Source organism: Kribbella sp. NPDC050459, assembly GCF_040655315.1.
Lineage (GTDB): Bacteria > Actinomycetota > Actinomycetes > Propionibacteriales > Kribbellaceae > Kribbella.
The window spans coordinates 105,484-123,625 of the sequence record NZ_JBFAJQ010000004.1 but is presented as its reverse complement, the minus strand read 5'-3'; the positions used below and the strand labels follow the sequence as shown (position 1 = coordinate 123,625).

Genomic DNA, 18,142 nt, shown 5'->3' with positions numbered 1-18,142 from the left:
GTCAGCCCCGCTTCTGCTTGACGATCTGCTCCTGGTCCACGTCCGCCTCGTCCATCGCCTCGGCCGGGGCCTCGCTGCCGAGCAGCGTGCCCTCGGAGGTCTGGAACGTCGGCTTGAACGCCTTCAGCGCGTCCGTGACGGCCTGCGCCTCGTCGTCGCCGAACAGCCCGGACTCGCGGATCGCGTCGAGCACCTTGCTCTCCCGGCGCAGGTAGTCCAGGAAGTCCCGCTCGAAGCGCAGTACGTCGTTCACCGGGACGTCGTCGAACTTGCCCGTCGTCCCGGACCAGATGGAGACGATCTGCTCCTCGACCGGGTACGGCGAGTACTGCGGCTGGCGGAGCAGCTGCACGAGCCGCTGACCGCGGTCCAGCTGCCGGCGCGAGGTGGCGTCCAGGTCGGAGGCGAACATCGCGAACGCCTCCATCGCGCGGAACTGCGCCAGGTCGATCTTCAGCGATCCGGACACGTTCTTCATGCCCTTGACCTGCGCGGCGCCACCGACCCGGGACACCGAGATACCGACGTCGATGGCCGGCCGGATGTTCGCGTTGAACAGGTCGGACTGCAGGAAGATCTGCCCGTCGGTGATCGAGATGACGTTGGTCGGGATGAACGCCGAGACGTCGTTCGCCTTGGTCTCGATGATCGGCAGACCGGTCATCGAGCCGGCGCCGAGCTCGTCGGACAGCTTCGCGCAACGCTCGAGCAGACGGCTGTGCAGGTAGAAGACGTCACCCGGGTACGCCTCACGGCCCGGCGGGCGGCGCAGCAGCAGCGACATCGCGCGGTACGCCTCGGCCTGCTTGGTCAGGTCGTCGAACACGATCAGGACGTGCTTGCCCTGGTACATCCAGTGCTGGCCGATCGCCGAGCCGGTGTACGGCGCGACGTACTTGAAGCCGGCCGGGTCGGACGCCGGGGAGGCGACGATGGTGGTGTACTCCATCGCGCCGGCCTCTTCGAGCGCACCGCGCACGGACGCGATCGTCGAGCCCTTCTGGCCGATCGCGACGTAGATGCAGCGGACCTGCTTCTTCGGGTCGCCGGACTCCCAGTTCGCCTTCTGGTTGATGATCGTGTCGACCGCGATCGCCGTCTTGCCGGTCTTGCGGTCGCCGATGATCAGCTCGCGCTGGCCGCGGCCGACCGGGATCATGCCGTCGATGGCCTTGATGCCGGTCTGCAGCGGCTCGCGGACCTCCTGGCGGTCCATCACGCCGGCCGCCTGCAGCTCGAGCGCGCGCTCGCCCTCGAGGCCCTGGATCTCGCCCAGGCCGTCGATCGGCTTGCCCAGCGGGTCGACCACGCGGCCGAGGTAGCCCTCGCCGACCGGCACCGACAGGATCCGGCCGGTCCGGCGGACCTGCTGGCCTTCCTCGATACCGTCGTACTCACCGAGGATGACGACACCGATGTCGCGGACGTCCAGGTTCAGCGCGATGCCCTGGGTGCCGTTCTCGAACTCGAGCAGCTCGTTGGTCATCGCCGAGGGCAGCCCCTCGACGTGCGCGATGCCGTCACCGGCGTCGACGACGGTGCCGACCTCTTCGGCCGTGGTGTCGGCCGGTTGGTACTCGGTGACGAACCGATCCAGGGCGTCCCGGATCTCCTCCGGCCTGATCGTGAGCTCAGCCATTGTGTTTCCTGCTTCCTTGACCCTTGCTGGCCTGTTGTGGCTCTAAAGGCTTTCCCGACCCTTAGCGCCGCTTATGTCGTTAAGGGGCGTTCAGCCCGCGATGCGCCGTTGCGCGTCGTCGAGCCTGGCCGCGATGGTTCCGTCGATCACTTCGTCGCCGATGTCCACCCGGACGCCGCCGACCACTCCTCGGTCGACGATGACGTTCAGCTGGATGTCCCGGCCGTACTGCCGTCCGAGTGCCGCGGCGAGCCGGGTGCGCTCCGCCTCGGTCAGGTCGGTGGCCACCCGCACGGTCGCGATGCTGGCGTTCCGCCGGGCCGCCGCGGCGACCTGGTAGGACCGCATCGACGCCGCGAAGCTGCGGCCGCGGCCGTCCACGGCCCGCTCGGCGAGCCGCACCGTGGTGGCGTCGGCCTTGCCCTGCAGCAGTCCGCGGATCAGTCCCTGGCGGTGCTCGACCGGGATCACCCGGTCGCCCAGCTTGTCGGCCAGGCTGCGCTCGGCCGCGACCACCCGGTCCAGCCGGAACAGCTCGTCCTCGACCTCGTCCAGCTTCCGCCGGGTGTCGGCGTAGGCCACCTCGGCCTCGACGCTGAGCTGGTCCAGGGCATCAGCGAGGTCACGGCCGCTGACCCAGCGACCGGACACCGCGGCGGACAGGATCTCCAGCGCCTGGGCGGAGATCTTGCCGCCGAACAGCTGCCCGACGAGCGCGGTCTTGGTCTCGGCCGACCGGGCCGGGTCGGTCAGGGCGCGCCGGAGCGCGCCGTTGCCGTCCAGCAGCTTGGCGATCGAGAACAGCTCACTGCCCAGGCCCTCGGCCGGGGCCGCACCCGCCAGGGCCTGCTCGGCCCGGGCGAGTGACTCGTTCGACGCGCCGCGCATCAGCTGTCCGTTCCGACAGCCTGACGGGCGGACTCCGAGGACTCCAGCTCGGCCAGGAAGCGCTCGACGGTCCGGCGCTGCCGGGCCTCGTCCTCGAGCGACTCACCGACGATCCGGCCGGCCAGCGTGGTCGCCATCGTGCCCACCTCGCTGCGCAGCGAGGCAACCGCCTGCGTCCGCTCGGCGTCGATCTGGGCGCGCGCGTGCGTGACGATCCGCTCGGCCTCGGCGTTCGCCTGCTCGCGCATCTCCGCGATGATCACCGCACCCTGCTCACGGGCGTCCTCGCGGATCTTCGCAGCTTCCTGCCGGGCCTCGGCCAGCTGCGCGTTGTACTTCTCCAAAGCCGCCTTCGCCTCGGCCTGGGCCGCCTTGGCCTCGTTCATCCCGCCTTCGATCGCCGCGGTCCGATCGGCATAAGCCTTCTCGAACTTCGGTACGACGACCTTGGCGAAGGCGATGGCCAAGAGGACCAGAAAGACGAAACCGAAGATGATCTCGGCAGTGTGCGGGATCAGCGGGTTGACGTCCTCGCCGGCCGCCTCAGCCAGAGGGAGCACCATCGTCATCATGTCCGTGTCCTGTCAGTCAGTCTGGAAAAGGGGTGGATCAGGCGCCGGCCTTGAACACGAACGCCAGCGCGATACCGATGATGGCCAGAACCTCGGTGACGCCGAAGCCGATCCACGCGATCGACTGCAGCTTGCTCTGGGCCTCCGGCTGCCGCGCGGTGCCGTTGATGACCGCCGCGAAGATCAGACCAACGCCGACGCCCGGGCCGATCGCGGCGAGGCCGTAGCCCAGGACGGCGATGTTGCCGGTGATTGCGAGAGCGATGTTGCTCATTTGCGGTGTTTCCTTTCGGTACGGATAGGGGCTATCCGGGTTTCCGTTGCTACGGGTCTATGGGGGTACGGCGAATCAGTGGTCTTCGGCGATGGCGCTGCCGATGTACTGCGCTGTCAGCACCACGAAGATGTAGGCCTGGATGCACTGGACGAACAGTTCCAGTCCGGCGATCGCGAGGCCCATCAGGAAGGTGATGACGCCGACGCCGCCGAGCGCGATGCTGCCGGACTCGAACACCATGTACTCGGCGCCGAGGACGAACACCAGCAGCAGGATGTGGCCGGCGAACATGTTGGCGAACAGCCGCAGACTCAGTGAGACCGGGCGCACCAGGATGTTCGAGATGAACTCGATCGGGATCATCAGCGGCATCAGCCAGACCGGCACACCGGCCGGCATGGTCTGGTGCTTGAAGTAGCCCCAGGCGCCGTGCTTGCGGATCCCGACCGCGTTGTAGATGACCCAGCTCATGATCGCCGCCACGTACGCCCAGCCGATGTGGCTGAAGGTCGGGAACTGCAGCAGCGGGACGGTCGCGGCCACGTTGTTCAGCAGGATGAAGTAGAAGAGGCCGCACAGGTACGGCACGAACTTCATGTACTCCTGGCTGCCGATCGCGTCGCGGGCGATCGAGTTGCGCACGAAGTTGTACCCGAGCTCGCCGGCGAACTGCAGCTTGGTCGGGACGATCGCGGCCTTGCGGGACGCACCCCAGTAGAACCAGACGATGACGACAACGGTCAGCGCGCTGATCAGGACGGGCTTGGTGAACCAGTCCACGCCGTCGATGATCGGCGGGGTGTCGAAGCTCTGTGGACCGGGTGCGATGAACTCGGTCGGAACGCCGGCGGTCACCGGGTCTCCTCTCGCGTCGTGCTCAAGTCGGACGCCTTGTAGCAAAGGGCAGGGCGGCTCAGGGCATGGCGGTCGGTGAGGATCAGGACCGCGACCCGTACCGGAAGTGCAACATCAAGATGGTGAGCCCGGCACCGAGCACGATGCCCACCGGAAGCAGGAACTGGGTGCCGAAGAGGCGATCCAACCCGAAGCCGATGCCCCCGTAGACGAGGACACCGCCGATCAAGTAGGACAGGACCCGCCAGCCGTCGCCCCCTCCGGGTGATGGCTTCGGATCCTGATGCTCGTTCATTGGCACCCGAAACGTACCAGTCGGCGACAGTTGCGGTCACATCGGGGCCCGTAACTTCCACCACAGCAGGGAAGTTGTCACCCACGGTGCTCACGCCGTCACGTCCTTGTCGAGGTCGTAGATCGGCACCCGCAGCCGGGACCAGGCCCAGATCTCGCCGGCCATCCAGCCCATCACGACCACCATGGCGACCAGGCCGAGGACGGTCAGGTTCACGTGCTCGTCCAGGCTGTCCGAGCTCAGCGCGATCGCGAGCAGACCGCCGAAGACCGCGATCCGGCCCGTGTACGACGCCATCGCGACGGCGAGCTGCATCGTCGGGGACGTCTTGCGGGACAGGTGCAGCGCGAGCAGACCGACGCCGGAGAAGACGACCACGATCAGCAGCCCCAGCAGCGCACCCCAGAGGCCGCGCAGACCGGCGGCGACGGTGGACACCGCGGCAGCATTCACACCGACGACCAGGGCGGCAACGAGAGCGCCACGCAACATTGCCAGCGCCGGGTGCTTGGTCGCTTGTCCGGCGGGCTTCGGGCTGTGAGCCGTGGGAGCCATCTGGTGGTTCCGTCCTGCAGGCGGGCTGGTCTCGCGGCCAACTCGTCGGGTGGGCGGGGTCAGGGGTGTCGCTGTTCTTTGCTGGTGCTTGTGAAAACTAGCACAAAGTCTGCACGGTCAGCAAAACGAGACCCGCCCGCTGTACACGAACACCCTATCGGTAGGCCACCGCCCTCACTGGTCTGACCCCGGTGGCAGCTCATCGATCGTCAGTTGGCAACTGTCCAGCTGTCCGGCCAGCGCACGCAAACCGGTCGTGACCTGGCTCGGCCGCCCGCGCCAGGCAGCCAGCCGAGGCTCGAGGGCCGCATCCTGGGCGAACTCCGCCAGTGGCAGTCCGGACTGCTCGACAAACCAGAACGCGACCAAGCGGTAGGCCGGATCGACCCGCTGGCCAGGGGTCGGCGCACAGCGGTCGATCCTGGCAATCTTCCCCGCCAGCTGACCGGTCACATCACGGGCGAGCGATGCCGACCGCTGCGAACCGACCGCGAGCTGGATCGTGCCGGGACCGTTCGCGGCCACCTCGCTGGCCAGCGTGAACGGGAACAGCTTCGGACCAGCTTCGGCAGCCATCCGATCGACGATCGCCTGCACGGCGGGAAGGTCCTGCCGATGCTCCGCCAGCAGACACACCCGAATCGCGGTGCCCGAGCAGACGACCTTCGGGTCGGCCGCAGCGTAGACGGGCACCGGAAAGGCAACCAGCGCGGCGACGACACCAGCGGTCGCCCATGTACCCGTCCTTCTCCGCAGCCTGGCGGACAACACGCCGACGACGATCGCGGCAGCAACGGACAACCGCACGACGGCCAGCCAGGCATTCAGCACGACTTCGCCGGACGGCTCACCCGACAGTCCACTGAATGGCAAGAACAAGAGCCACCGGGAACGCTGGCCGGTGACCAGATCGGCCAGGATGGCGATCGTCCAGAAGGCCACCACGGCAAGCAATGCGACACCCCGCGCTACCACTGACGCGAGGACCGCCGTCCCCGTGGCTGTCGCGGCCACCCAGGCCACCGGCACGAGCAGGAACAGCAGCCGTGGCGTGTCGCCGGCGGTTCGGAACGCCCAGATCAGTGCCGGAAGCGCGCCCACGATCCAACCGGTCGAGCTCGCCACGGCCGCACGGCGGACGAACTGCGCGCCCGGCGGGGCCTTACCGACGATCACCACGACAGCCAAGGTGATCACCGGCAAAACGACGATCAGAGTGGTGGACAGGACGCGGGCTGTTTCCGACCACGTCGCGTACCGCCATTCAAGCATCATCCGGCCACTCAGCAGCGTCGTCGGCAACGCGGCCACGACGGCGAGCAGCACGACATCCAACAGGTACGGGCGATTGCGGGACATCTCGATCCTTCTCCTCGGACCGGACACCCCCGGCGGCGGGACTCAGCGCCGCCGCCGGAGGCGTCACAGCAGACGGAATCTGGGTGCTGGAATCAGCACTCCGTCTGCTTGGCGCCCTGCCAGGTACCGCCTGCCGAGCTCTTCAGCCGCCCGTAGACCTCACGCCCCTTGCCCACCGTGGCACAGGTCGTCTTGGCAGTCAGTTCGAAGTTGACGCCGGTACCGGTCACGGTCTTCATCACACCGTCGACCCCCCAGTAGCTGCGCATCAGCTCGAGCGTCAGCCGCACAGTGTTGGTGCAACCGCGCCGGCTTCCGCTCACCCATACGTAGGTGGCGTTGGAATCCGGCGGTGCGACGTAGTGGCTGCAGGCCTGTGCCGAATCCGTCGTCCCCCACGCAGCCAGTGACAGTCCTCCAGCGGCCGCCGCGCCGATCGTCGTTGCGGCGATGGCCCGGGTCAGTGCTCGCTTCATGAAATTCCCCTCTCGATGGAATGTCGCCGAAAAGGGAATGTCTCAACGAACATGTGAGACAGCCAGATACAAAACGTACAACTACCCATACAAAGCGTGAGATTGCAGGAAGTGGCAAGTGCTTGAAGCCGTGATTGCCGCAGCTCAGACTTTGGCGAGCGGTTTCCGGGAACGCCTCGGGAGACCGGTCGTGAGGAGCACCGCGGTGACCGCGACGGCCAGCACGACGAGCACCGTCCACCAGGTCAGCACGAGGCCGAGGACCACCACGCCGTACGCGATCAAAGCGGTCCAGAGGTACATCAGCAGGACGGCCCGGCGGTGCGAGTGGCCACGCTGCATCAGGCGGTGGTGCAGGTGCTGCTTGTCGGCGGCGAACGGCGACCGGCCGGCCTTGGTCCGGCGTACGTAGGCCATCGTCAGGTCCAGCGCGGGGATCGCGAGGATCGCGATCGGCAGCACCAGCGGGAGCAGCGCGGGCAGCAGGCTCGAGCCGCCGACCTCGTACGGCACCGCGTTCGGGTCCATCTGGCCGGTCAGGCTGATGGTCGACGCGGCCAGCATCAGGCCGATCAGCAGGGCGCCGGAGTCGCCCATGAAAACCCTTGCAGGGAAGAAGTTGTGCGGCAGGAAGCCGAGGCAGGCGCCGGCCAGCGCGACCGTGATCAGCGTCGAGGTCGTCGCGCGGTCGAGGTTCTCGTGCACGTTCAGCAGGTACGAGTACGTGAAGAACGCGGTCGCCCCGATCGCGGTGACGCCGGCCGCGAGACCGTCCAGGCCGTCGACGAAGTTCACCGCGTTGCACGACACCAGCAGGATGCCCGCGGTGAGTACGGCGAGCTGCGCGGGCGACGGCGAGATCACGCCGCCGGGCAGCGGCAGCCAGTACAACTGGATGCCTTGGACCACGAGTACGCCGACGGCGAGCACTTCGCCGGCCAGCTTGGTGATCGCGTCCAGCTCGTACAGGTCGTCGACCACGCCGACCGCGCAGATCACCACGCCGCCGACCAGGATCGCGCGGGCGTCGTGGGCGACCTGCAGGCTGTTGCCGAGGAACGGCAGGCTGGACGCGACCGCGAAACCGGCGATCAGGCCGCCGAGGATGGACAGGCCGCCGAAGTACGGGATCGGGACCTTGTGCACGTCGCGGGCCCGGACCTTGGCGACCGCGCCGTAGCGCAGCGCGATCTGCCGGGCGACGCCGGTCAGCAGGAAGGTCGTGGCCATCGCCACGAACAGGACCAGCAGGTACTCGCGCACTAGTCCGCAGGCCTCACATCGGGATCGGTCGTCTTCGCCTCATCATGCTTGGACGCTCCGGCCGGCGCTTCGGTTGGCTCGTCCGCGACCGTCTCGTCCGGCTTCTCCTCGTCGACCTTGTCCTCGACCTTGTCCTCGACCTTGTCGTCGGCCTTCTCGTCGACCTTCTCGTCGACCTTGTCCTCGACCTTGTCCTCGACCTTGTCCTCGGCCTTCTCGTCGACCTTCTCGTCAGACTTCTCCTCGACCTTCTCGTCGGCCTTCTCGTCGGCCTTCTCGTCGAGTTTGTCTTCGGGCTCGGGCGACTGTTCGGGGGTGGGCTCGGCGGAGTCGCCGGACTCGGCGACGACCTCGGGGACGATCGCGCGGAGCTGGTCGAGGGAGATCGCGCCGACGCGGACCACGCGCGGGGTGTCGGTGGTGAGGTCGACGATCGTCGACGGCTCCCCCGCGGTCGCCTCGCCGCCGTCGAGGTACACCGCGACCGAGTCGCCCAGCTGCTCCTCGGCGTCGTACACGTCCAGCGCCGCGGGCCGGCCGGACCTGTTGGCGGCGCTGACCGCGAGCGGCCCGGTCCGGGACAGCAGTTCGCGGGTGTTCTCGTGGTCCGGGACGCGGAGCGCGACCGTGCCCTGGGTCTCCCCCAGGTCCCACATCAACGAGGTCTGCGCGTGGCAGATCACCGTCAGCGGCCCCGGCCAGAACTCCTCGCACAGCTTGCGGCCGTTGTCCGGTACGTCGGTGGCGAGCGCGTCCAGCGACTCGACGACCGAGATCAGCACCGGCGGCGGCACGTCCCGCCCGCGCCCCTTGGCGTCCAGCAGCCGCTGCACGGCGTCGGCCTTGAAGGCGTCGGCGGCGAGGCCGTACACGGTGTCGGTCGGGAAGACGACCAGGTCGCCGGCCTCGATGGCGTCCACCGCAGCGCGGTAGGCCGGTGCCAGTTCGTCCCCGGTGAAGTCGAAGCGCTCACTCACGGAGTGAATCGTGCCACTCGCGCGGGCCCGGACTCCAACCGGGCTCTTCCTTACATTCGATTGTCAGCTTTCGCGCCGGAAACCCCGGCGACTCCTTAGGATCCCCGGCATGACTGTGTCGCACGAGTTCCTCGCCGGGTTGCCGAAGGCCGAGCTGCATGTCCACCACGTCGGGTCCGCGTCGCCGCGGATCGTGGCCGAGCTGGCCGCGCGGCACCCCGGGTCGCCGGTGCCGGCCGACCCGGCGCTGCTCACCGAGTACTTCAAGTTCAGCGACTTCGCCCACTTCATCGACATCTACCTGTCCGTCGTCGAGCTGATCAAGACGCCCGAGGACGTCCGGCTGCTCACCTACGAGATCGCCCGCGAGATGGCCGGCCAGCAGAACCTGCGGTACGCCGAGCTGACCGTCACGCCGTACACGTCGGTGATCCGCGGGATCGCCGCCGAGGCGTTCTGCGAGGCGATCGAGGACGCCCGGATCGCGGCCGAGAAGGACTTCGGCCTGGTGCTGCGGTGGATCTTCGACATCTCCGGTGAGGACGGCGTGCCGGGCGCCGACGAGACGCTGCGGATCGCCACCAAGGTCCGGCCCGAGGGTCTGGTCGGGTTCGGGCTCGGCGGGCCGGAGATCGGGGTCCCGCGGCCGCAGTTCCAGCCGCACTTCGAGGCGGCGGTCGCGGCCGGGCTGCACAGCGTCCCGCACGCCGGCGAGACGACCGGCCCGCAGACCATCTGGGACGCGGTCCGATTCCTGAAGGCCGAGCGGATCGGCCACGGGACGTCGACGATGCAGGACCCGGCCCTGGTCGACTACCTCGGCGAGCACCGGATCCCGCTCGAGGTCAGCCCGACGTCGAACATCGCGACCCGCGCGGTCGCGTCGTACGACGTGCACCCGCTGCGCGCGATGGTCGACGCCGGTCTGGTGGTCACGATCAACTCCGACGACCCGCCGATGTTCGGCACCGACCTCACCAACGAGTACGCCGTCGCGGCACGGCTGCTCGACCTGGACGAAGCCGGCGTCGGCGAGCTGGCGAAGACGGCCGTGCGGGTGTCGTTCGCCGAGGACTCGGTGAAGTCGGCCCTGCTGTCCGAGATCGACACCTACGTGGCTCAGAACACCCTGTAGCCGACAGACTGCCGCCGGACTGGCCAACCACTCTGCTGTGTGAGGTGTGGTTGGCTGGTCCGGTGCGGAAAGTCTGTGGGGCACTGGCCGTCGCGATGCTGGGTCTGGCGGCCTGCAGTGACGAGCCGGCGCCGGCCGGCCCGCCACCCGCTGCTGTCAGGTCCAGCGCGAGTCCCAGCCCCAGTCCCACTCCCCCGCCCGCGCCTGGCGGGCTGCCGCGCGGCGGGCGGGTGATCTTCCCGAAGCACCAACTCGTCGGGTACGTCGGCCTGCCGGGCTCACCGGCGCTCGGTCCGCTGGACAAGGACCTCGACGCGAAGGCCGCCAAGTTGGACAAGCTGTCCCGCGCCTACGCGGCCGGCCGGACGCCCCTGCCGGTGATGGAGCTGATCGCGGTCGTCGCCAAGGGCTCACGGGGCAAGGACGGCCTCTACCGCGGGCGCATGGACGACGCGAAGATCGAGGAATACCTGACCGTCGCGCGCAAGCACAAGATGCTGCTGCTGCTCGACATCCAGCCCGGGCGCGCGAAGATCCTGCCCGAGGTGAAGCGCCTGGAGCGATGGCTGAAGGAGCCGGATGTCGGCCTGGCGTTCGACCCCGAGTGGGCAGTCGGTCCGGCGCAGGTACCCGGCCGGGTCTTCGGGCACACCACGGGCGCCGAGCTCGACAGCATCGCGGCGTACCTGTCGGCGCTGGTGCAGTCGAACGGCCTGCCGGAGAAGGTGTTCGTGTTCCACCAGCTGTCGACGCGGATCGTCAGCGATGAGAAGGCGCTGAAGCCGCACCCCGGCGTGGTGACGATCAAGTCGGTCGACGGGATCGGCGCCCGGTCCGACAAGCTCAAGACCTGGGCGAAGCTGACCACCGGTCTCCCGCCGGCGGTGCACGCCGGCTTCAAGCTCTTCTACACCGAGGATGCCCGGCACGGTCCGCTGATGACGCCCGCGCAGGTGATGGCGCTGAAACCCCGTCCGGAACTGGTGATCTACGAATGATCTCGATCGCGTTCGCCAACATCGCGGGCGGCCGCCTGGTCGGCCCGGACGGGTACGACGACGCCGACCGGACGGCGGATTTCGGGCACGCACTCGCGGGGCTGCGACCGGACGTGCTGATCGTGACCGAGCTCGACCCGGACGGCGACCAGCTCGAGCGGCTGGCCGCCGCCGCGATGCCGGGCCGGGCCGGCCTACTACGCGCGGCACGGGTTCTCGGACTCGCACATTCCCGGCGTGGCGCGGCTGGGAGTGGGGATCGTGTCGGCGTACCCGTTGACCGAGCTGGAGCGGATCGACCTGCCGGACCCGTCGATCGACTTCCTGCACTGGCGGACCGGTGAGCCGATGGACCCGCATCCGAAGGGCTTCCTGGTCGCGCGTGCCGATCTCGGATGGCTCGGTGAGGTCGATCTCGTCGGTGGACAGGTGTGTCCGATCCACATGTTCCGCAGCGCGTCGGGTGTCGAGTACACATACCAGGACGGTGCGGGGCGTGAGTACGGGACGGAGCTCACGGCGTACCTGCGGGAGGAACTGGCGGCGCGCGGCGTCCGCCGGGCGGTCGTCGCGGGCGACCTGAACATGCCGAACCCACGCGACGTCTTCGGCGAGCCCCTCGGCCTGGTCGACGCGTTCGGCGACCCACCCCCGGTCACCACCCCGGACGGCCGCTCGATCGACCGCCTGTTCTCCACCCCCGACCTGGTCGCCCGCGACGTCGAGGTGGTCCGAGTACCAGGCGCCGACCACTACCCAGTCGCCTGCCGCCTCACCCACCGCACCCCCGAGGCGCCCGCGATCGGCCGGATCCGCGAACAGGACCTCGCTCGCCCACCCGCCCGCCCCGCCGCACCCAGCCGCCGCGGTCTCTCGCGCTGATCGGCCTGCAAGCTCGACAGGACGTATACGCCCACTGGGGCGCGTCCGGCGGCTGGTCCGAGCGTGCGGGAAGCGGTCGGCGGCCGACACCTCCTGTCGAGCTGCCGATTCAGACGCGGCGGCCGGTGGTGAACCGGTGGCGGCCGGCCAGGTCCAGTTGGTCGCGGACCTCGGTGTAGAGGGCGGTCGCGGTGAAGACCGCGGGTGCGGACTCGCCTTGGACGTCCGCGTGCTCGCAGGCGAACCAGCCGCCGGGCTTCAGAAGTCGGGCTGCCGTCGCCGCGACGACCTTGATCTCGTCGAGGCCGTCGTCGCCGGACCACAAGGCGAGGGCCGGGTCGTGGTCGCGGACCTCGGTGGTCACGGATTCCCAGGCGGTCAGCGGGATGTACGGCGGGTTGGAGATGACCGCGTCGACGTGACCGTCGAGCTCCGGCAGGCAACCGTCGATGTCGCCCTCGTGCAGGATCGCGCCAGTGCCTTCGAGATTGCGCCGGGCCCAGACGACCGCCTCGGGCGACAGCTCGACCGCATGCACGGTGCTGTCCGGCCGCTCGGTCGCGACTGCACCCGCGATCGCCCCGGATCCGCTGCACAGGTCCACGACCAGCGGGTTCTTCACGTCGGCGATCCGGTCCAGGATCCAGCCGACCATCACCTCGGTCTCCGGGCGCGGTACGAACACCCCCGGCCCCACGGCGAGCTCCCGATACCGGAACGCCGCCGTACCCGTCAGGTGCTGCAACGGCTCCCGAGCCGCCCGCCGCGCGATCAGCTCGTCGTACCGCACCCGTTGCTCGGCCGTGGGCTCACGAAGGTTCAGCCGGCTGGAACCAGTGACGAAGGCGAGCAGTTCAGCAGCGTCGAACTCCGGCGAAGCAACCCCGGCCTCTCGCAACCGGACGGCCGAAGCCGACACAAGTGCCTTGGTGGTCACTGGGACTCGACGGCCTCGAGGCGGGCGGCGAGGTCGGCGTCCGTCAGGGCCTTGATGACCGGCTCCAGTTCGCCGCCCAGGACCTGGTCGAGGTTGTGGGCCCTGTAGCCGACGCGGTGGTCGGAGAAACGGTTCTCCGGGAAGTTGTACGTGCGGACGCGCTCCGACCGGTCGACGGTGCGGATCTGCGACCGCCGGGCGTCACTCGCCTCCTGGTCGGCCGCCTCCTGCGCCGCGGCCAGCAACCGCGCCCGCAGCACGCGCATCGCCTGCTCGCGGTTCTGCAGCTGGGACTTCTCGTTCTGCATCGAGACCACGATGCCGGTCGGCAGGTGGGTGATCCGGACCGCGGAGTCGGTCGTGTTGACGCTCTGCCCGCCCGGCCCGGAGGACCGGAACACGTCGATCCGCAGGTCGTTCGGGTCGATCTCGACGTCCACGTCCTCGGCCTCCGGCAGCACCAGCACGCCGGCCGCGGACGTGTGGATCCGCCCCTGCGACTCGGTCACCGGCACCCGCTGGACCCGGTGCACGCCGCCCTCGAACTTCAGCTTCGCGTACGGCGCGTCGCCGGGCTCCGGCGTGCCTTTCGCCTTCACCGCGACGGTGATCGACTTGTACCCGCCGAGGTCGGACTCGGCCGAGTCCAGCACCTCGGTCTTCCAGTTCTGCGACTCGGCGTACTTCAGGTACATCTTCAGCAGGTCGCCGGCGAACAGCGCGGACTCGTCGCCGCCCTCGCCCGCCTTGATCTCGAGGATCGCGTCCTTGTCGTCGTTGGGGTCCCGCGGCACGAGCAGCGTCTGCAGCCGCTCGGCGAGCTCCTCGCGGCGCGCGGCCAGCTTGGTCGCCTCCTCGGCGAACGCCGGATCCTCCGCCGCGAGCTCCTTCGCGGCCTCGATGTCGTCGCCGGTCTGCAGCCACTCGTCGTACGTACGGACCACCGGCGCCAGCGCGGCGTACCGCTTGCCGACCCGGCGGGCGTTGGCCTGGTCGGAGTGCAGCTCCGGCTCCGCCATCTGCCGCTCCAGCTCGGCGTACTCCGCCTTCAGCGTCTCAACTGCCTCGAACATGCCGCACTCCTCCTCCCGGACCACCGCCGACAACACAAACCGCGCGCCGGTCCCGCCCAGAACGGGCAGAACCGGCGCGCGGCAGGAAAGCTACTTCTTGGCGTACCGCTTCTCGAAGCGGGCCACCCGGCCACCGGTGTCGAGAATCTTCTGCTTGCCGGTGTAGAAGGGGTGGCACTGCGAGCACACGTCGGCGTGGATGACGCCGTTCTCCGCGGTCGAGCGCGTCTGGAACGTGGCGCCACAGGTGCAGGTCACCGTGGTGTCGACATACGTCGGGTGGATGTCAGCCTTCACAACAACTCTCCTAGGAAGTATCAAGCGCCCCGGGTCGTCCGCACGGCGCGAACGTGAACCGGAACCAGCAAACAAGTGTGCCACGCGAGGCCCCGCCCGGCGAAATCAACCGTCACGGGCGTCCGGTGCGAGGCTGAGACCCGAACCGGCGTCCGGGGACCTGAAATAACAGGTCCCCGGATGCCATTGCGGTCTCACGATGCGGCAGCGGTCGATCAGTCGCCGTTGGTGGTGCTGTGGCTGCTGCCGGTCGACGGGGTGGTCTTGTTGACCTGGAGCAGGAACTCGATGTTCGACTTGCTCTCCTTGAGCTTGCCGATCAGCAGCTCCAGCGCGGCCTGGCCGTCGAGCGCGGACAGCACTCGGCGGAGCTTCCAGACCACCTGGGTCTCCTCCTTGGACATCAGCAGCTCCTCGCGGCGGGTGCCGGAGGCGACCACGTCGATGGCCGGGAAGATCCGCCGGTCGGCGAACTCGCGGCGCAGCCGCAGCTCCATGTTGCCGGTGCCCTTGAACTCCTCGAAGATCACCTCGTCCATCTTCGAGCCGGTCTCGATCAGCGCCGTCGCGAGGATGGTCAGCGAACCGCCGTCCTCGATGTTGCGGGCCGCGCCGAAGAACCGCTTCGGCGGGTACAGCGCGGACGAGTCGACACCGCCGGACAGGATCCGGCCGCTGGCCGGCGCCGCGATGTTGTACGCCCGGCCGAGCCGGGTGATCGAGTCGAGCAGCACGACCACGTCGTGGCCGAGCTCCACCAGCCGCTTGGCGCGCTCGATGGCCAGCTCCGCGACCGTGGTGTGGTCGTCGGCCGGCCGGTCGAACGTCGAGGCGATGACCTCGCCCTTGACCGTGCGCTGCATGTCGGTGACCTCTTCGGGCCGCTCGTCCACCAGCACGACCATCAGGTGCACTTCGGGGTTGTTCGTGGTGATCGCGTTCGCGAGCGCCTGCAGCACCATCGTCTTACCGGCCTTCGGCGGCGAGACGATCAGGCCGCGCTGGCCCTTGCCGATCGGGCTGACGATGTCGACGATGCGCGTCGTCAGGATGCCCGGCTCGGTCTCCAGGCGGAGCCGCTCGGTCGCGTACAGCGGGGTGAGCTTGTTGAAGTCCTGCCGCTGCTTGGCGATCTCCGGGTCCGCACCGTTGACGGTGTCGATCCGGACCAGCGGGTTGAACTTCTCCTTGCGCTCGCCCTCCTGCGGCTGCTTCACCGCACCGGTGATCGCGTCGCCCTTGCGCAGGCCGTACCGCTTCACCATCGAGAGGGCGACGTACACGTCGTTCGGGCCGGGCAGGTAGCCGCTGGTCCGGACGAACGCGTAGTTGTCGAGGACGTCGAGGATGCCCGCCGCGGGGACGAGGATGTCGTCCTCGGTGATCGTCGGCTCGGCGTCGTACCGCTCGCCGCGGCCGCGGCTGCGGCTGCTGTCCCGGCTGCTGTCCCGCCCGCTGTCGCGGGTGCCGGTGCTCTGACCGTCGCGGTTGCGCTCCCGGTCACGGCCCCGGCGGCGCCGGCGACGGCCCTCGCCGTCCTCGCCGCGGTCGCTCTGGTCCTGCCGGTTCCGCTGGTTGTCACCGCGGTTGTCCCGGTTGCCGTCGCGGCCGTCCCGGTTGTCCCGGTTCTGGTCACGGTTGCCGTCACGGTTGCCGTCACGGCTCTGCTCACGGTTGCCATCACGGTTGCCGTCGCGGTTCTGCTCACGGTTGCCGTCGCGGTTGCGGTCCCGGTTCTGGTTGCCGTCGCGGCCGTCCCGGTTGCTGTCCCGGTTCTGCTCACGGTTCTGGTTGCCGTCGCGGTTCCGGTCGCGGGTGCGGCCCTGGTTGTCCGCGCGGTCGTCGGCGCGGTCGTCGCCGCGCTCCTCGGCGCGCTCGCCGCCGCGGGTCTCGACCCGCTCGGCGGCACCGGTCGCGGCAGCCGGCTCCGGCTGCGCGGTCTTCGCCGCGGGCGCTTCGCCGGCAGCCTCGAACACGGCGCCGTCCTGCGGGTCCTTCTGGGCGTCCTTCTGGGCGGCGGCGCGGGTCCGGCGGCTGCCGCCCTCACGCTTCGCCGGCGTCTCCGCGGTCGTCGCCGCGGGCGCATCGGCGGCCTCGTCGAGCGTCGGCTGCGTCGTCTTCGGCTGCGCCTTCGCCCTGGTGCCGCTCGTCGAGCCGCCCGCGGGAGCACCGGCGGATCCGCCGGCCTGGGCGGCCTTGATCGCCTCGATCAGCTGGCCCTTGCGCAGTGCGCCGGTGCCCTTGATGCCGAGTGTCCCGGCGAGCTGCTTGAGCTCGGGGAGCAGCATGCCCTCGAGGCCGCCGCCAGCTTTCCGGCGACGCGTCGCGGTGGTCGCCGCGGCGTCAGCTCCGCTGGAGGCTTCAACAGTTTCTGTCACGTGAGGTCCTTCCCACACGGATCGTCGACGGCCTGCACGGCGCGTCGACCAATTTCACCCACGACCGCACAACGGGCACGTGGGGTACAAGAGACTCTCGCTCGATCTGAGTCCCCCCGGACATCTCCGACGCAGGCGGCGCAAGGTCACGTCCACAGGAGGGTCGCCACACAACACAGGGTGCCGGGAGCACAGCCCGGATCGTGACGAGAGCACACCGATCACCTGGAGGGGATCGGGTGAGTCGAGACTAGCACCACTACAGGTCCTTCTGCCGACTCCAGGGGTGACAACGCGTGTCAGCCGTCCGGCATTCCCCGCGTCAGCCGGCCTCCATCGACCAGACCTGTACGCCGACTGGATCGATCTCCAGCTCGTACTTCACCCAGCCGTCCGGCGGCTCCGGCGTACTGCGGAAAAACTGGTTCTGACCTGCGCTTTTGCCGTCGTGACCGCCGAGTACGGCGACTGTCGGACCGGCCCCGCTGACGATCGCGGCGAGCCCGCTGCCGCGCAGTTTGTGGACCAGCGCGAGGCTCTCCGGCATGGCCGGTTCGCGGTACTCCTGGTGCAGCCGGTCCTCGGTCGCGGTCAGCAGCAACTCCGGCCTGCCGGTCACGGCCGCGACGAGCAGCGCGGCCTTGCCCGCGTTGGCCGCGGCGTCGATGTGGGAAACAACGCCCGGCAGCAGTCCGCGCGCCTGTTTGGTCAGCACGCGATTGTCAGGTACGTAAGCGATCGCGGCCAATCCGTCGGCCGGTTCCAGCCGGACCGCGCGGCCCGTTCCGCCTTCTGTCCAAGCGATCGTGAAGCCCCCGAGGGCCGCCGCCGCCACGTTGTCGGGGTGGCCTTCGATCTCGTTCGCGAGCACGACGAGGCGCTCGCGGTCCAGCGGCTCGCCGGCCAGCGCGAACGCTGCCGCGAGGCCGCCGACGATCGCGGCGGACGACGACCCCAGCCCGCGCCCGTGCGGGATCCGGTTCTCGCAGCGCAGCGTGAATCCGGGCACCGGCGCGCCCAAGGCCTCGAGCCCCGCCCGGATCGACCGGACCACGAGCTGCGTCTCGTCGAGCGGTACTTCGCCTTCGCCGCAGCCGGTCACCTGCACGGTCACCCCGGATCCGCACGGCGTGACGACCAGGTCGTCGTACAGCGTCAGCGCGAGACCGAAGGCGTCGAAGCCAGGCCCCAGGTTCGCGCTCGTCGCGGGCACCCGGACCCGCACCTGGTCGCACGGCCGCCGGTGGCCGGCGTCCTGTTTGCGATCCGGCTCGGCGCCCATGTCG

Annotated in this window: 20 protein-coding genes; 4 read left to right on the top strand and 16 right to left on the bottom strand. The window is 69.3% G+C overall.

The window, feature by feature from the left end; genetic code table 11:
• Position 1: 1 nt before the first annotated feature.
• The 11 genes from atpA to AB0I12_RS16640 form a co-directional block, all read right to left on the bottom strand.
• Positions 2 to 1,639, bottom strand: a complete 1,638-nt coding sequence (atpA, locus tag AB0I12_RS16690) for a F0F1 ATP synthase subunit alpha (RefSeq protein WP_359929983.1) — start codon at positions 1,637 to 1,639, stop codon at positions 2 to 4.
• Positions 1,640 to 1,729: 90 nt separating this feature from the next.
• Complete coding sequence (locus AB0I12_RS16685) at positions 1,730 to 2,527, bottom strand: F0F1 ATP synthase subunit delta (RefSeq protein ID WP_359929981.1); 798 nt, start codon at positions 2,525 to 2,527, stop codon at positions 1,730 to 1,732.
• Positions 2,527 to 3,099, bottom strand: coding sequence for a F0F1 ATP synthase subunit B (locus AB0I12_RS16680; protein WP_359929979.1), 573 nt, complete (start codon positions 3,097 to 3,099; stop codon positions 2,527 to 2,529). The genes AB0I12_RS16685 and AB0I12_RS16680 overlap by 1 nt, the downstream gene beginning before the upstream one ends.
• A 37-nt stretch (positions 3,100 to 3,136) precedes the next feature.
• The gene (gene atpE, locus AB0I12_RS16675; protein ID WP_359929978.1) at positions 3,137 to 3,373 is read right to left on the bottom strand and encodes an ATP synthase F0 subunit C; all 237 of its coding nucleotides are present in this window, start codon (positions 3,371 to 3,373) and stop codon (positions 3,137 to 3,139) included.
• Between the two features lie 75 nt (positions 3,374 to 3,448).
• Entirely contained in the window at positions 3,449 to 4,231 is a 783-nt protein-coding gene (atpB, locus tag AB0I12_RS16670) for a F0F1 ATP synthase subunit A (protein WP_359929976.1), read from the bottom strand.
• Positions 4,232 to 4,313: 82 nt separating this feature from the next.
• Positions 4,314 to 4,526 (bottom strand): hypothetical protein, encoded by a 213-nt coding sequence (locus tag AB0I12_RS16665; protein ID WP_359929974.1) that lies wholly within the window; start codon positions 4,524 to 4,526, stop codon positions 4,314 to 4,316.
• Positions 4,527 to 4,616: 90 nt separating this feature from the next.
• Positions 4,617 to 5,081 carry a hypothetical protein gene (locus AB0I12_RS16660; RefSeq protein ID WP_359929972.1) on the bottom strand — a complete coding sequence of 155 codons (465 nt, stop codon included), beginning with the start codon at positions 5,079 to 5,081 and terminating at the stop codon, positions 4,617 to 4,619.
• A gap of 174 nt (positions 5,082 to 5,255) precedes the next feature.
• A complete protein-coding gene (locus tag AB0I12_RS16655; RefSeq protein ID WP_359929970.1) occupies positions 5,256 to 6,407 on the bottom strand; it encodes a hypothetical protein in 1,152 nt (383 codons plus the stop codon).
• Between the two features lie 125 nt (positions 6,408 to 6,532).
• A complete protein-coding gene (locus AB0I12_RS16650) occupies positions 6,533 to 6,916 on the bottom strand; it encodes a hypothetical protein (RefSeq protein ID WP_359929968.1) in 384 nt (127 codons plus the stop codon).
• A 144-nt stretch (positions 6,917 to 7,060) separates the two neighbouring features.
• Entirely contained in the window at positions 7,061 to 8,179 is a 1,119-nt protein-coding gene (locus tag AB0I12_RS16645) for an MraY family glycosyltransferase (protein WP_355700082.1), read from the bottom strand.
• On the bottom strand, positions 8,179 to 9,156 hold the full coding sequence (locus AB0I12_RS16640) for an L-threonylcarbamoyladenylate synthase (RefSeq protein WP_359929966.1): 978 nt from the start codon (positions 9,154 to 9,156) through the stop codon (positions 8,179 to 8,181). The genes AB0I12_RS16645 and AB0I12_RS16640 overlap by 1 nt, the downstream gene beginning before the upstream one ends.
• A 109-nt stretch (positions 9,157 to 9,265) precedes the next feature.
• Here AB0I12_RS16640 and AB0I12_RS16635 point away from each other — a divergent pair, with 109 nt between their 5' ends.
• The 4 genes from AB0I12_RS16635 (at position 9,266) to AB0I12_RS16620 (ending at position 12,171) form a co-directional block, all read left to right on the top strand.
• Complete coding sequence (locus AB0I12_RS16635; protein ID WP_359929964.1) at positions 9,266 to 10,291, top strand: adenosine deaminase; 1,026 nt, start codon at positions 9,266 to 9,268, stop codon at positions 10,289 to 10,291.
• 62 nt (positions 10,292 to 10,353) lie between these two features.
• Complete coding sequence (locus AB0I12_RS16630; RefSeq protein ID WP_359929962.1) at positions 10,354 to 11,289, top strand: hypothetical protein; 936 nt, start codon at positions 10,354 to 10,356, stop codon at positions 11,287 to 11,289.
• Positions 11,286 to 11,633, top strand: a complete 348-nt coding sequence (locus AB0I12_RS16625) for a hypothetical protein (RefSeq protein ID WP_359929960.1) — start codon at positions 11,286 to 11,288, stop codon at positions 11,631 to 11,633. Before AB0I12_RS16630 ends, AB0I12_RS16625 begins: the two co-directional genes overlap by 4 nt.
• Positions 11,527 to 12,171, top strand: coding sequence for an endonuclease/exonuclease/phosphatase family protein (locus tag AB0I12_RS16620; protein WP_359929958.1), 645 nt, complete (start codon positions 11,527 to 11,529; stop codon positions 12,169 to 12,171). The genes AB0I12_RS16625 and AB0I12_RS16620 overlap by 107 nt, the downstream gene beginning before the upstream one ends.
• A 109-nt stretch (positions 12,172 to 12,280) precedes the next feature.
• Here AB0I12_RS16620 and prmC read toward each other — a convergent pair whose 3' ends face one another.
• The 5 genes from prmC to thrB form a co-directional block, all read right to left on the bottom strand.
• Complete coding sequence (gene prmC, locus AB0I12_RS16615; protein WP_359929956.1) at positions 12,281 to 13,108, bottom strand: peptide chain release factor N(5)-glutamine methyltransferase; 828 nt, start codon at positions 13,106 to 13,108, stop codon at positions 12,281 to 12,283.
• Positions 13,105 to 14,181, bottom strand: a complete 1,077-nt coding sequence (gene prfA, locus AB0I12_RS16610) for a peptide chain release factor 1 (protein WP_359929954.1) — start codon at positions 14,179 to 14,181, stop codon at positions 13,105 to 13,107. Before prfA ends, prmC begins: the two co-directional genes overlap by 4 nt.
• 90 nt (positions 14,182 to 14,271) lie before the next feature.
• Positions 14,272 to 14,478: a 50S ribosomal protein L31 gene (gene rpmE, locus AB0I12_RS16605; RefSeq protein WP_131291225.1), complete on the bottom strand. Its 207-nt coding sequence runs from the start codon at positions 14,476 to 14,478 to the stop codon at positions 14,272 to 14,274.
• 215 nt (positions 14,479 to 14,693) lie between these two features.
• Entirely contained in the window at positions 14,694 to 16,856 is a 2,163-nt protein-coding gene (gene rho, locus AB0I12_RS16600) for a transcription termination factor Rho (RefSeq protein ID WP_359929951.1), read from the bottom strand.
• Positions 16,857 to 17,178: 322 nt separating this feature from the next.
• A complete protein-coding gene (thrB, locus tag AB0I12_RS16595; RefSeq protein ID WP_359929949.1) occupies positions 17,179 to 18,138 on the bottom strand; it encodes a homoserine kinase in 960 nt (319 codons plus the stop codon).
• Between the last annotated feature and the right edge of the window lie 4 nt (positions 18,139 to 18,142).